The organism is Hymenobacter agri (genome assembly GCF_054778495.1).
On the sequence record NZ_BAAGZM010000057.1, the window covers coordinates 1 to 13,487 of the forward strand.

Here is a 13,487-nt window from a genome sequence, read left to right on the forward strand (position 1 = left end):
AGCCGCTGGCGGAGTATGCGCCCGGCCGGGCCGTGGTGCTGTGCCTGGCCGCCCATCTGGGGGGCGTGCGCCTCATCGATAACGTGGTGGTTGAGGCCGCCGCCTAAAGCGGCCGGAGGCAGGCGGCCGGGGCGGGTTTATCTTTGCTCAATATTCCCGTCTTTTCGAATTAGCCCTTTGCGCATATGCACATCGAAGTAATGAAGTCTAAAATTCACCACGTAACCGTGACGCAGGCCGAACTGCATTACGTGGGCAGCATCACGATTGATGAGGATTTGCTGGATGCGGCCAACATGGTCGAGAATGAGAAAGTGACGGTGGTGGATGTGAACAACGGCGAGCGGTTCGAAACCTATACCATTCGCGGCGAGCGGGGCTCGGGCGTGATTTGCCTGAACGGGCCCGCCGCGCGCAAAGTGGCGGTGGGCGACGTGATTATCGTGTTCTCGTACGCCCTGGTCGATTTCGCCGAAGCCCGGCAGCACCGTCCTACGGTAATTTTTCCGGGTGCCCAAAACCGTTTGGTCGCTTAGCCACGCTGGCGGGGGCTGTTCACTACTGCATGAAATATTTTCTCAATATTCTCAAATATGGGCTGCTGCTGAGCATCTCCGGGGCGCTGATGTGGTATGCCATGCGCGGCCTGCGGTGGGAGGCCATTGGCCACGCCATTCGCACGGCCAACTACGCCTGGCTGGCCCTGACGATGGGCCTGTCGGTACTGGGCTACCTTAGCCGGGCCTACCGCTGGCAGATGCAGCTCAACGCCTCGCAAACCCCTGCGCCATTCTGGGCCGTGTACCACGCCATGATGGTGGGCTACCTGGCCAATATTGTGCTGCCGCGCATGGGCGAAGTGATTCGCTGCTCGGTGTTGCGGCGCACGAGCGGCGTGCCGGTGCAGGTAGCCATTGGCACGGTCGTAACGGAGCGCGTGATTGACGTGCTGATGCTGCTGGGCCTGCTGAGTAGCGTGCTGCTCCTGGATTTTAACACCTTCTGGGGCTTCGTGACGGAAAACATTCTGGGGGGCAAATACGACGCGCTGGCCCGCAACCGTACGCCGCTACTCGTGGCTGCCCTTATCGCGGTGGTGCTGCTGGTGGTGGCCGGCGTGGCCCTGTTCCGCAACCTGGAGCGACTGCGGCAAAATGCCCTGTTCAACAAAGCCGTGGTGTTTGTGAAGGGGTTGCTGGCCGGGGTATTCAGCGTGCTGAAGCTGGAAAAGAAGGGGGCGTTTCTGCTGCACACATTTTTTACCTGGCTGGTGTATTATCTGCTGGATTACCTGGCGTTCTTCTGCTTTCCCGAAACGTACGGCCTCGATATGAAGGCCGGGCTGGCGGTGCTCACGTTTGGCGCGTTTGGCATGGCTGCACCGGTAGCGGGCGGCATTGGGCCATTCCACGTGATGGTGCAGGGCATTCTGCTGGTGTATGGCATCAGCAAGGAGGCGGGGATTGCCTACGCGTTGGTCGTGCACGGCGCCCAAACCCTGCTGGTGGTGCTGATGGGCGCTATCAGCTTTGTGGCCGTGGCTGCTGCCGATAAAGGCAACGTGGCCGCCGAAGCCGAAGCCCTGGTACACGAGCCGCTCACTTCGGAGTAAAGTGACGATGAGTAAGTGCGTAAATTCTCTGCTTACTCACCGTCACTTTACGCACTTACTTATTTGCCATTTTACTGTCTATGTGGACGAAAGATAAAATCCTCACCCGCGAGCAACTGCCCGCTACTGTAGAAGCCTGGCGCGCCGCCGGCCGCAAGGTGGTATTCACCAACGGCTGCTTCGACCTGCTGCACCTCGGCCACGTCGACTACCTGGAGCAGGCCCGGCATCTGGGCGATGCCTTGGTGGTGGGCCTGAACACGGATGCCTCGGTGGGGGGCCTCAAGCCCGGCCGGCCCATTCAGGATGAAGCCGCCCGGGCCCGCATTCTGGCGGCACTGGCCTTCGTCGATGCCGTGGTGCTGTTTGGTGAGCCCACGCCGCTGGCCCTCATCGAGCTGGTGCAGCCCGACGTGCTGGTGAAGGGCGATGACTATGCACCCGAAAGCATCGTGGGCTACGATGTGGTGATGGCCCGGGGGGGCGCCGTGCGCACCGTGCCGCTGGTAGCCGGCTATAGCACCTCGCGCATTGTGGCGCGCATACTGGCCACCTCCTAGCCAATTTGGCAGGATTGCAGGGCTGCATCTTTTTTGCAGGGGAAGTGTTTTAGCTGCGTGGCGAACCCGCCGCGCTTCACTTTCAGCTTTTTCCCATGCCTTCCTCCTATTTGCTTATCATCGTGCTGATGGCAGCCAGCGGACTCATCCAATGGCGGCTGCGCAGTAAGTTTAAACAATACTCGCAGGTGGGCCTGCGCTCGGGCCTGAGCGGGGCCGAAGTAGCCGCCAGAATGCTGGCCGACCACGGCATCTACGACGTGCGCATCATCAGCACCGAGGGCCAACTCACCGACCACTACAATCCCACCGACAAAACCGTGAACCTGAGCCAGGGCGTGTACGCCGAGCGTAGCGCGGCCGCGGCGGCCATTGCGGCCCACGAGTGCGGCCACGCCGTGCAGCATGCCACGGCTTATTCCATGCTGCAGTTTCGGTCGGCCTTGGTGCCGGCATTGAGTGCGGTGTCGAAGTGGATGCCCTTTATTCTGCTAGCCGGTGTATTTATGATTAACCGGAGTGTGATTCCGCTGGGCGTCGGCATCGGCTTGTTTGCGCTCACCACGCTGTTTTCATTCATTACGCTGCCCGTTGAGTTCGATGCCTCGCGCCGTGCTTTGGCCTGGATGGACCAGCGCGGTGTGGTAACTGCGCAGGAGCATGCTATGGCCAAAGACGCCCTGTGGTGGGCGGCTATGACGTACGTAGTAGCCGCGCTGTCGTCGTTGGCCACACTGCTCTACTACGTGAGTATTTTTATGAACGGTAACCGCCGCAACTAACTATTTGCCTCAAGCGAAATGAAAAAGGCCACTTCCCGGACGGAAGTGGCCTTTTTGGTGGCATCTGGAGCCGAGCAGCAGTTACCCCAGCTTTTTGTACCGCACGCGCTTCGGCTCCACGTCGCCCAGGCGTTTGCGCTTGGCTTCCTCGTAGTCGGTGAAGTTGCCCTCGAACCACACTACTTCTGAGTCGCCCTCGAAGGCCAGGATGTGGGTGGCCAGCCGGTCGAGGAACCAGCGGTCGTGGCTGATAATGACGGCGCAGCCGGCAAAGTTTTCCAGTGCATCTTCCAAGGCCCGAATGGCGTTGACATCCAGGTCGTTGGTGGGCTCGTCGAGCAGCAGCAGGTTGGCGCCCTGCTTCAAGGTCATGGCCAGGTGCACGCGGTTTTTCTCACCGCCCGAGAGCATGGCTACTTTCTTCTCCTGGTCGCCGCCACCGAAGTTGAACTTGCTCACGTAGGCGCGCGAGTTCACCGGCCGGCCGGCCAGCAGCATGGTTTCGGTGCCGCCCGTGATGGCGTCGAACACGCTCTTGGCCGGGTCCAGCGTGTCGTGCTGCTGGTCGATGTAGGCCGTTTGCACCGTGGGTCCCACTTCGAACGTGCCCGCGTCGGGCTGCAGCTGGTCGGTGATGAGGCGGAACAGCGTGGTTTTGCCCGCGCCGTTGGGCCCGATGATGCCCACAATACCACCCTGCGGCAGCGAAAACGACAGGTTCTGGAACAGCAGCTTGTCGCCAAAGGCCTTGGTGATGCCCTCGGCCTCAATCACCTGGGCCCCCAGGCGCGGGCCGTCCGGGATGAACAGTTCCAGCTTCTGCTCCTTGTCTTTGGCTTCTTCGCTGGCCAGCTTGTCGTAGTTGGCCAGGCGGGCCTTGCCCTTGCTCTGGCGGGCTTTGGGCGACATACGCACCCATTCCAGCTCGCGCTGCAGGGTTTTGGCGCGCTTGCTTTCCTGGTTTTCCTCCTGGGCCAGGCGGGCGGTTTTCTGCTCCAGCCACGAGCTGTAGTTGCCCTTCCACGGAATGCCCGAGCCACGGTCAAGCTCCAGAATCCAGCCGGCCACGTTGTCGAGGAAGTAGCGGTCGTGGGTCACGGCGATGACTGTGCCTTTGTACTGCTGCAGATGCTGCTCCAGCCAAAACACGCTTTCGGCGTCGAGGTGGTTGGTGGGTTCGTCGAGCAGCAGCACGTCGGGCTCCTGCAGCAGTAGGCGGCACAGCGCCACGCGGCGCTTCTCGCCGCCCGAGAGGTTGCCGATGATGGCCTCCTCGGGCGGGGTGCGCAGGGCGTCCATGGCGCGCTCCAGCTTCGAGTCGAGGTTCCAGGCGTCGAGCTGGTCGAGGCGCTCCTGCACCTTGCCCTGGCGGTCGAGCAGCTTGTCGAAGTCGGCATCCTCGGCCCCGAAGGCTTCGTTGATTTCGTCGTATTCCTTCAGCAGGGCCACGGTTTCGGCGGCGCCTTCTTCCACCACCTCGCGCACGGTCTTGGTGGGGTCAAGCTGGGGCTCCTGCTCGAGGTAGCCCACCGAGTAGCCCGGCGACCACACCACCTCGCCCTGGAACTGCTTGTCGACGCCGGCAATGATTTTCAAGAGGCTCGACTTGCCCGAGCCGTTGAGGCCCAGCACGCCAATTTTGGCCCCGTAGAAGAACGAGAGGTAGATGTTTTTGAGAACTTGTTTCTGGGGTGGGTAAATTTTGCTTACCCCAGCCATGCTGAAGATGATGGTCTGGTCGCTCACGGTGATGTGGGGAATGAGGAAATAAAGGAGAAAGTTGGGGGCGGTGTAACGCGCCGGGGCCGCAACAAGTAGCAAATAACGACAAGGGCGCATTGGGAAACCACTATCCGGCGCGCCCGACGGTGCGCCGCCGCCGCCGCAAACGGGTCGGTTACGTCATCATCACATTACTTCATTACCCCGATACTCCTTCATCGCCTTTTTGCCGTAAACTTGTAATTCCTTCCCGCCGCCACGTTTCAGCCTCGGTACCACTCGCCTTTCGCCCTCCTCTTTCCCATCCCCCACACTCTTCCTACCCACGAGGTTATTATCTGTATGGAATCAACCGACCACTTGCTGGCCGAGGCGCAACGCTTCGGCTACGTGGAAGCCGGCGGCGTCTGGCTGCGCCCCGTGCTCACCCAGCCCGCCCGCCAGATTGGCCAGGTTAAAGAAACCGACGAAGCGGCCCTGCGCTACTTCGCCCAGCGTTTCGGCCTGCTGCGTACCAAAGTCGATACCACCCTGGCCGCCATGGAGGCCAGCGACAACAAAGGTTCTTTCCTGATGAAGGTGCTGCACCTGAAAGAGCAACTGAAGAGCTACGAAGGCCTCGGCGACTTTGAGGAGTTGCAGCGCCGGCTCGAAGCCGCCGAACAGGCCATGAGCCTGACGGTGGCGCAGAACCGCGAGAAAAACCTGGCCACCAAGCTCGGCTTCATTCAGGAGGCCGAAGCACTGCGCGACAGCATCGAGTGGGTGTCGGCCAGCGAAAAGGTGAAGGACCTGCGCCAGGGCTGGCTCAAAACCGGCCCCGTTGATAAAGACCGCGCCGAGGAGCTGGAAAGCCGCTTCCAGAATGCCATTCAGGTATTCTTTGACCGGCGCAAAGCCTTCCAGTCCGACAAAAAGGCCATGACGGCCCGCGTGCAGAACCGCTACCTCGACCTCATTCAGCAGGCCGAAAGCCTGAAGAATTCGGAGCAGTACGAAACAACCTCGCGCCAGCTCAAGCAACTGCAGCAGCAGTGGCGCGAAGTGAACGGCACGCTGCCCAAAAAGCAGGCTTCGGAGCTGTGGACGCGCTTCCGGGCCGCCAACAACCATTTCTTCGAGCGCCTCAAAGCGCACATTGTGGCCCAGCAGGCGGCCGGCGCTTCCGGAACTCCTGCGCCCGCCGAGGTGCTGCTGGCCCGTAAGCGTGCCCTGGCCGAGCGGGCCGAAGCCCTGATGAACGTGCCCCCGCAGGAAGCCATTAACCACGCCAAGGCCCTGCAGGCCGAGTGGAAGCAGGTGGGCACCGTGCGCGGCGAGGAGTCGGACCGCATCTGGCAGCGCTTTATGGTGGCCTGCGACAAGATTTTCGAGCTGAGCGCGTTGGAATATCACCTGCGGAAGCGCGCGGCCGACCAACCGCAGCCCACGGCCCCGGCGGCGCGGGCCCGCTTCCGCGCCGATACCTTGCGTGAGCTGTTGAAAGACGACCACACCGAGCTGAACACCCTGCGCGACAACCTCGCCAACCTCAGCCCCAGCCCCGCCAACGATGCCTTCCGGCAGATGCTGCAAACCAAGGTGCGCTCGTTCGAGCGGAAAATCCGCACGAAAAACGACTTGATTTCCCTGTTCACCCAGCAGGCGCAGGCCGCTGGGTGAACCTTGGCCCGCCTTCTGCGTTGTCGGGTGCAGCATCCCATCTGGTTTGTATCTTAGCCGGAAAACCTTACCTTCGCCAACCCTTTTTTATCCCTTCGCAATATGTACTGGACACTCGAACTGGCTTCTTACCTAGAAGACGCTCCTTGGCCCGCCACCAAAGACGAACTGATTGACTTCTCCATTCGCTCGGGTGCCCCCATGGAAGTGGTGGAAAACCTGCAGGCACTGGAAGACGACGGCCAGCCCTACGAAAACATTGAAGAAGTATGGCCGGACTACCCGACCAAAGAGGACTTCATGTTCAACGAGGACGAATACTAGCAGTGCTGAGTTTTAAGGGTTGAGGGTTGCATGAATGACGCCGATTTGCCGACAGGTGCCCGCCAGTCATTACCCCCCCAACCCTTAGCACTCAACATTCAACGTCTGGTTGCGGGCTACCCCGGTAGGGTGTTGGTCCGCAACCTTTTTTTGTGCCTGCCCGAGCCGGCATTCGTGGCCGTAGTGGGCCACAACGGTGCTGGCAAAACCACCTTGTTTCGGGTGCTGACGGGCCAGCTGCCCTACCAGGGCAGCGTGCAGCTGCATGGGCAGGAGGTGCGCACCCTGCGCCGTGCGGCCACTGCCGGCCTGCTGGGCTACCAGCCGCAGCGCGGCAGCCTGGGCTTCAGTATCGCCGTGCGCGAGCTGGTGGTAATGGGCCGCTACCGCCACCACGGCCTGCTCAGCGCCTATTCGGCGGCCGACTACGCCTTGGCCGATGCCGCGCTGGCCCGCGTGGGCATGGCGCACCTGGCAACGCGCGATTTCACCCAGCTCTCCGGCGGCGAGCAGCAGCTGGTGTGGCTGGCCCAGCTCAGCCTGCAGGATGCGCAGGTGTACCTGCTCGATGAGCCCACCCAGCAACTCGACCCGTATTACCGCCGCCAGGTTTTCAGTTTAGTACATGGCTGGGCCGTGCAGGCTGGGAAAACGGTACTTTGCAGCACCCACGACCTCGATAACCTGCCCGAGCTCACCGGCTATCTGCTGAATCTGTCGGAGCCCGCGCCGCAGCTACGGCCGCTCTCGGCCGAAACCGTGCGCGAGGCAAAGAGCTGGCTGGAGCAAGCGCCTTAGGGTGTTAAGAGTTAGTTTGTTTGATGCATCCCAACCAACTCTTAACTCTCAACTCTCTTACCCGGCCGGCCCCGCAATACGTGCGCAATGGACTGCAGAAACGGCCCGGCCGATACCGAATTCATCACCCGCAGGTTGTCGGCCCACGAGGTTTGCTCATCGAGAAAGCGGAAGATGCGCTCGATGGGGTTGCGGTCGAAGAGCTGCCGAAAGATGTCGCGTGTGGTTTCGCCGCGCCGCTTCATGATGTCGAGCAACAGCGTATCGAATAGCCGGAATTGCCACTGGTCGCCGGTCACATCAGCCGGCGGGTGGCCGGTGGTGGCCAGCGCCGCTACCAGCCGCGCCGAGTGTTGCTGAACGCGCTTAAAAGCGTAGCCCGTGCTGGGCTTGGCGCGCCCGCCCCGCGTGCCCAGATTGATGATGTGCGCGCCGTTGCGGGCCGGCAGCGGGTGGTCCGTCATCGGAATGGCTCCCACTTCTTCGGCCGTGATGCGGTAGGTTTTCAGCCCCAGCGTATTGGTCAGATATTCCCGAATAGCGGCCTCATATGCTGCTTTCAACAATACGGTTTCCGAAAACAACGTGTACTCCACCAGCGCCTTGCGCGGCGAATGCGGCAGCACATAGATGAAACGCGCCTCCTGCTGCTGCGCCCCCCGAAAGTCCATGAACTCCACCGTAGTGGGGTCGAAAATATCGGTATCCGTTTCAATTTCCCAACCCACGAAATGCTGCAAGAGGTAGCGGTGCTTCGCTGGCTGCTGCAGCGCTGCCAGGTCTGGCGGGCGGCTGTCGAAAGCGTAGCGGGCGGTATAAGTGGCGCCACCGGTAGTGCGGGCAAATACGCCGGTAGTCGTGTTTTCCAACGTCTGCACGCTGTCGCGCACTACCGTCACCTGCGTCGGCCGCACCGCCAGCGCCCGGTGCACAAAGCGGTAGTAGTCGAGCCCGTTGATGGTTTTGTAGCGGTAGCGGCCTAGGTCAATTACGCGTTCAAAACCGGGGCTGCGGAAGGCGATTTTGCTCCATTCATGCGCCACGATACCGTCGAATACGCCCGGCTCAGCGGCCCAGAACGACCAGGTGCGGTCGTTCTGCGTCTTGGCTTCGGGCTCGATAAGCAGTACCCTTTTATTGGTCAGCCGGGGCTCCAGCGCCATATGGTACGCCAGGCTCAGGCCCGCCGCGCCGCCGCCCACAATGAGGTAGTCGTATTCTGAAATAACTGGAGCAGGAGCAGCGGACATAATGAAACGAACCACCGAAGCAGTGGCCAACGCACGAAGCTAGTCACAAAAAAAAGCCGCTTCCGAAGAAGCGGCTTTCGCATACGATGGTTTTCAAACCGGAAAGCGGCGTCCACAAAATCCGTGTAATCCTCACCAATCCGTGGTCCTAGAAGTTCGGCGACAGCAGGTACTTGTGGTAGAAGTCGTCGATGATTTTCACGGCTTCGCTGGCGTCGTCCACAATCTGCACCAGGTTCAGGTCTTCGGCCGAGATGTTGTGCTCCTCGTCGAGCATTACGTTTTTAATCCACTCAAACAAGCCGTTCCAGTAAGCCGAGCCCACCAGCACAATGGGGAAGCGGCTGATTTTCTTGGTCTGAATCAGCGTCATGGCCTCAAACAGCTCGTCGAGCGTGCCGAAACCGCCGGGCATGCCCACAAAGGCCTGCGCGTACTTCACAAACATCACCTTGCGCACGAAGAAGTAATCGAAGTCGATGCACTTATCCTGGTCGATGTAGATGTTGTGCGTTTGCTCAAAGGGCAGGTCGATGTTGAGACCCACCGACTTACCGCCCTCAGCGCGGGCACCCTTGTTGCCGGCTTCCATGATGCCGGGGCCGCCGCCCGTAATCACGCCGTAGCCGTGGCGCACCAGCTTGGCCGCAATTTCCTCGGCCATTTGGTAGTAGGGGTTGTCGGGCTTGGTGCGGGCCGAGCCGAAGATGCTGACGCACGGGCCAATTTTGGACATCTTCTCGAAGCCCTCTACGAACTCCGCCATCACCTTGAAAATCTGCCAGGAGTCGGCGATTTTAATCTCGTTCCAGTCCTTGTCGACGAAGGCCTTGCGCAGGCGCTGCTCGTCTTCGAGGGCCATGGCGGTTTCGCCGTTGGTGCTCTGGCGCATCTCCGTGATGGAGGTGAGCTTGTCGTCGTTCACGTTGGGTTGCGTGATGGTTTTGCCGCTGCCGGCATTGAGCACGCTGTCAGCAACTTTGGTCTTGCTGGTTTTGGGTTTTTTAGGTGTAGACATATGATTCAATAGGGAGTTCTGGCAAAAACAAAATCGCCCCGAAGCCGGGGCGACCAAAAGTAGGGCGTCAAAGTTATCGAATTGTTACCGAATAAAAATGCTGCCGGTAGAAAGTCACAAACGTTTGTTGTTGGAAATGGAACGTCATGCTGAGCTTGTCGAAGCATTTCTACCGCGATAGTAAACTCAATTACTGCTGTAGTAGAGATGCTTCGACAAGCTCAGCATGACGTTCGGACGGGCCGCCCCAGGCCTATACCAGCTGCCGCAGCGCCATCTCGAACGAGCGTTGCGCAATACCGGTGGGCTGCGCGTTCTCGGCGTAGGTGCGCTCCAGCGCCGCACCGATGATGCGTGAGGTGTCGGCAAAAATGGCCTGGTCGGTGATTTCGGCACCGGTTTCCATCAAATAGGCGAACACGCGGGCCATGCCGCAGTTGGCAATGAAGTCGGGAATGACGGCCGTGCGCTCGTCGGCAAATACGCCGGTGGGGCCGAAGAAAATTTCGGGGTCGGCGAAGGGCACGTTGGCCCCGCAGCTGATGACTTTGAGGCCGCCGGCCAGCAATTGCTCCACCTGCGTTTTGGTGACGAGCCGCGAAGCCGCCGCCGGAATGAAAATGTCGGCCCCGATGGACCACACCTTCTCGTTCACTTCCTCAAACGAGAGCAGGTTGTCGGCCGCCAGTGCATTGCCTTGCCGCGCCAGCAGCAGCGCCCGAATTTCCTCCAGGTCCAGCCCCTCGGTGCTCAGTAGGCCGCCGGCCCGGTCGATGATGCCCACGATGCGAACGCCCTGCCCGGCCAGGTAGTAGGCCGCCGCCGCGCCCACGTTGCCCCAGCCCTGAATGATGGCCCGTTGCCCGGCCAATGCGGTACCGGCCCACAGGCGGTAGTAGTGGCGCACGGCCTCGGCCACGCCGTAGCCGGTAATGAGGTCGGCCACGGTGTATTTGCGGGCCAGGTCGGGCGAAAAAGTTGCATCTTCCACTACCTTAATCACGCCCTGGCGCAGCTGGCCCAGCTTCTGAATCTTCTGGGGTTCGGTGGCGCGGTAATGGCCGTTCACCACGCCCTCCTGCGGGTGCCAGAGGCCGTACTCTTCGGTGATGGCAATTACTTCGTGAATTTCGTCCACGTTCAGGTCGCCGCCGGTGCCGTAGTAGTTCTTCAGCAGCGGAAACACGGCGCGGTACCAGCGCTCGAGCACGCCGCGCTTGCGCGGGTCCTGCGGGTCGAAGTTGATGCCCGACTTGGCCCCGCCAATGGCCGGGCCCGACACCGTGAACTTCACTTCCATGGTTTTGGCCAGGCTCTCCACCTCGCGCTTATCGAGGCCCTTGCGCATGCGCGTGCCGCCGCCGGCCGCTCCGCCCCGCAATGAGTTGATGACGACCCAGCCCTCGGCTTCGGTTTCGGCGTCTTTCCATTCGAAGACGATTTCAGGGCGTTTGTTCTCAAATTTCGCGAGCAGGTCAAGCATTATGCGGGGGGATAAATGGGTGGGAAAAGTGGCCAGCCGGCCAGTGGACAAAGGTAGCCACGTCCCCGCAAGTAGCCCCGAAGCCGGAAAATACGAACCTCAACCTTCACTAATACTTGAAAAGAGTTAAATATTTAAGTATCTTATAAATGATAAACCCACTTACCCATATTTTGCGTATTCATTCGGAACTACGGTCTATTAGCAAACGTCTTGCAACGGTAACGCCGGAAGTATTGTATTTATCTGCATTTCCATTTTACTTTTCACTCTTATCGACTTCATGAAACCATTGCATTCGCGTGTAGAAGCGCAACAGTTGGACCGTGCCGCGGCTATGCTCAAGGTTCTCTCGCATCCCAAAAGATTGGCTATTGTCGACTTGTTGGGCAAAACCAAGGGCAAGGACAGCCAGATGTCGGTAACCGATATCTACCAGGCCCTCGACCTACCGCAGGCCATTGCCTCGCAGCACCTCATCACCCTCAAAGACCGCGGCGTGTTGAAATCGAGCAAAATCGGCACGAAGATTTATTACTCGTTGGCCGTACCGCAGCTGATGAAGGTTATCGACACCCTCGAAGACTACTCGGGCCGCATCTAATTTTGCCCTGTTAGCATCTGCCAGATGAGGCTGCCCCGCAAGAGGCAGCCTTTCTTTTAGCCCAATTGTAGGGGCGGCGACGGAATGACAGCTAGGTGCCTTGCGCCAAAAACTCGGCGTGCAGGGCCAGCACCTGCGGCAGCAGCGGCTGCACGTCGTCGTTGGTGAGCACGTAGTCGGCGCGTTGCATTTTTTCTTCCTCGCTCAGCTGCTTGGCCATGATGGCGGCCACGTCGGCGGCCGAGCGTTGCGGGTCGCGGCGCAGCACGCGGGCCGTGCGCACTGCGAGCGGCGCAAATACCGTGATGATGCGGTCGAGCTGCTTGTACGAGCCGGCTTCGAACAGCAGCGCGGCCTCCTTGAGCACGTAGGCGTGGCCAGCCTGCTGCTGAGTAATTGCCCAGCGCTCGAAATCGGTGCCCACGTGCGGGTGTACAATTCCGTTGAGCTGGGCCAGCCGGGCCGGGTTGTTGAACACCAGCGCTGCCAGCGCGGGCCGGTTGAGGCGGTTGGCAGTATCGTAGATGTCGGGGCCGAAGGTGGTGCGTAGCTCCTCGCGCAGCGCGGCGTCGTTTTCCATCACCCAGCGGGCGCGGGTATCGGCATCATATACGGGCATGCCCAGGGCATGAAACAAGCGGCTGGCAATGCTTTTGCCCGAGCCAATACCACCGGTGATGCCAATGCGTAGCATGTTGCTAGTAAGCTGAATGAGAATTAACGCCGGGTTACGTGCACGCGCACCGTGGTGGCCGAAGCCCGCATGCGGGCCGGCGCCAGCAGCGCCAATTCTGCGTTGCCGTCCTTATCGGGAACAGGCACGGCCACCGGGTAGGGGTTGGGCAGTGCATGCACCAAGCTCGACGGCCCGTGGAACGTCACAACGGCCGGCGCAAACGTAGCGCGGTAGCGTCGGGCCGAGTCGGGCGGCAGCGCCAGCGGCAGGCGCCGCGACACGTAGCGGTCAAAGGTCAGGCGTAGCGTGTCGCCCGACCATTCGTTCACCTGCACGCCTTCGAGGGCATTTTGTAGGCCGCGCCGCCAGGCCTCGTCGGGCAGGTAGCGGGTGCTGAAATATGGCCCCAGCCAGTACAATTGCCCCGCGCCCAGCAGCCAGGGCAGCACGGCCATACCCACGCCCAGCGGCGTAGCATAAGGCGCGTCGGGATGCGTCAGCCACCAAATCATCAGCGCTAGGCTGGCCAGGTGGGCCAGCATGAGCGGCTGCCGCCAGCGCCGCAGTGCCACCAGCAGCCGCAGGTTGAAGCTGAACACCGTGGCCCCCAGCACCAGCAGCAAACTGAAACCCGGCACCGCCGCGTGGCGCGGGGCCACGGCCAGTGCCATCAGCAGTACGGCCATTACCAAAATACGCCGCAGCGTAATCAAATCGAGCAGAAACGCCGCCGCTACATTCCAGCGGGCCGACACGGGGAAATGCTCGGGTACGACCCGCGCCACGGGCCGCAGCGCGGGCAGGAAATCGACCAGCAGCGTCGACGACAGCCAGGCCGCGTTCAGCCCTACCAGCATCTTGGGCAGGAAATCGGCCGACTCCTCCAGCGCATCGGCGTGGTTGAGCAGCAGGCCAAAGCCGGCGCCATAAGCCAGCATCAGGGCCAGCAGGAGTAGGGCCAGGGCGCGCTCGCCGCCGTCGGCGGGCCAGAGCACG

13 protein-coding genes and 1 pseudogene are annotated in these 13,487 nt (G+C 60.9%); 8 read left to right on the forward strand and 6 right to left on the reverse strand.

Features of this window, described 5'->3' with window-relative positions:
* Positions 1-185: 185 nt before the first annotated feature.
* The 4 genes from panD to ACYVDE_RS05290 all read left to right on the forward strand — a co-directional run bounded on the left by panD (position 186) and on the right by ACYVDE_RS05290 (position 2,954).
* A complete protein-coding gene (panD, locus tag ACYVDE_RS05275) occupies positions 186-536 on the forward strand; it encodes an aspartate 1-decarboxylase (RefSeq protein WP_460500423.1) in 351 nt (116 codons plus the stop codon).
* A 29-nt stretch (positions 537-565) separates the two neighbouring features.
* Positions 566-1,612 carry a lysylphosphatidylglycerol synthase transmembrane domain-containing protein gene (locus ACYVDE_RS05280; RefSeq protein ID WP_460500425.1) on the forward strand — a complete coding sequence of 349 codons (1,047 nt, stop codon included), beginning with the start codon at positions 566-568 and terminating at the stop codon, positions 1,610-1,612.
* A gap of 80 nt (positions 1,613-1,692) precedes the next feature.
* Entirely contained in the window at positions 1,693-2,172 is a 480-nt protein-coding gene (gene rfaE2, locus ACYVDE_RS05285) for a nucleotidyl transferase family protein (RefSeq protein ID WP_460500426.1), read from the forward strand.
* Positions 2,173-2,267: 95 nt separating this feature from the next.
* A complete protein-coding gene (locus ACYVDE_RS05290; protein WP_460500427.1) occupies positions 2,268-2,954 on the forward strand; it encodes a zinc metallopeptidase in 687 nt (228 codons plus the stop codon).
* 81 nt (positions 2,955-3,035) lie between these two features.
* On the opposite strand, the gene ettA is transcribed toward ACYVDE_RS05290, so the two are convergent.
* Positions 3,036-4,700, reverse strand: a complete 1,665-nt coding sequence (gene ettA, locus ACYVDE_RS05295) for an energy-dependent translational throttle protein EttA (RefSeq protein WP_460500433.1) — start codon at positions 4,698-4,700, stop codon at positions 3,036-3,038.
* A 318-nt stretch (positions 4,701-5,018) separates the two neighbouring features.
* Between ettA and ACYVDE_RS05300 the strand changes: the two genes are divergently transcribed.
* The 3 genes from ACYVDE_RS05300 (at position 5,019) to ACYVDE_RS05310 (ending at position 7,460) form a co-directional block, all read left to right on the forward strand.
* Entirely contained in the window at positions 5,019-6,338 is a 1,320-nt protein-coding gene (locus tag ACYVDE_RS05300; RefSeq protein WP_460500428.1) for a DUF349 domain-containing protein, read from the forward strand.
* Between the two features lie 102 nt (positions 6,339-6,440).
* Positions 6,441-6,662, forward strand: a complete 222-nt coding sequence (locus ACYVDE_RS05305) for a DUF2795 domain-containing protein (protein WP_035561220.1) — start codon at positions 6,441-6,443, stop codon at positions 6,660-6,662.
* Positions 6,663-6,812: 150 nt separating this feature from the next.
* Complete coding sequence (locus ACYVDE_RS05310; RefSeq protein ID WP_460500429.1) at positions 6,813-7,460, forward strand: ABC transporter ATP-binding protein; 648 nt, start codon at positions 6,813-6,815, stop codon at positions 7,458-7,460.
* 41 nt (positions 7,461-7,501) lie between these two features.
* On the opposite strand, the gene ACYVDE_RS05315 is transcribed toward ACYVDE_RS05310, so the two are convergent.
* The 3 genes from ACYVDE_RS05315 to ACYVDE_RS05325 form a co-directional block, all read right to left on the reverse strand.
* On the reverse strand, positions 7,502-8,710 hold the full coding sequence (locus ACYVDE_RS05315) for a Rossmann-fold NAD(P)-binding domain-containing protein (protein ID WP_460500430.1): 1,209 nt from the start codon (positions 8,708-8,710) through the stop codon (positions 7,502-7,504).
* 148 nt (positions 8,711-8,858) lie between these two features.
* On the reverse strand, positions 8,859-9,602 hold the full coding sequence (locus ACYVDE_RS05320) for an LOG family protein (protein WP_460500434.1): 744 nt from the start codon (positions 9,600-9,602) through the stop codon (positions 8,859-8,861).
* A 379-nt stretch (positions 9,603-9,981) separates the two neighbouring features.
* Positions 9,982-11,211, reverse strand: a complete 1,230-nt coding sequence (locus ACYVDE_RS05325) for a Glu/Leu/Phe/Val dehydrogenase dimerization domain-containing protein (protein WP_460500431.1) — start codon at positions 11,209-11,211, stop codon at positions 9,982-9,984.
* A 337-nt stretch (positions 11,212-11,548) separates the two neighbouring features.
* Here ACYVDE_RS05325 and ACYVDE_RS05330 point away from each other — a divergent pair, with 337 nt between their 5' ends.
* Positions 11,549-11,815: an ArsR/SmtB family transcription factor gene (locus ACYVDE_RS05330; RefSeq protein ID WP_241936665.1), complete on the forward strand. Its 267-nt coding sequence runs from the start codon at positions 11,549-11,551 to the stop codon at positions 11,813-11,815.
* A 91-nt stretch (positions 11,816-11,906) separates the two neighbouring features.
* On the opposite strand, the gene coaE is transcribed toward ACYVDE_RS05330, so the two are convergent.
* Entirely contained in the window at positions 11,907-12,509 is a 603-nt protein-coding gene (gene coaE / locus ACYVDE_RS05335) for a dephospho-CoA kinase (RefSeq protein ID WP_460500432.1), read from the reverse strand.
* A gap of 23 nt (positions 12,510-12,532) precedes the next feature.
* Positions 12,533-13,487 (reverse strand): annotated as a pseudogene (locus tag ACYVDE_RS05340) (hypothetical protein); the annotation flags it as partial.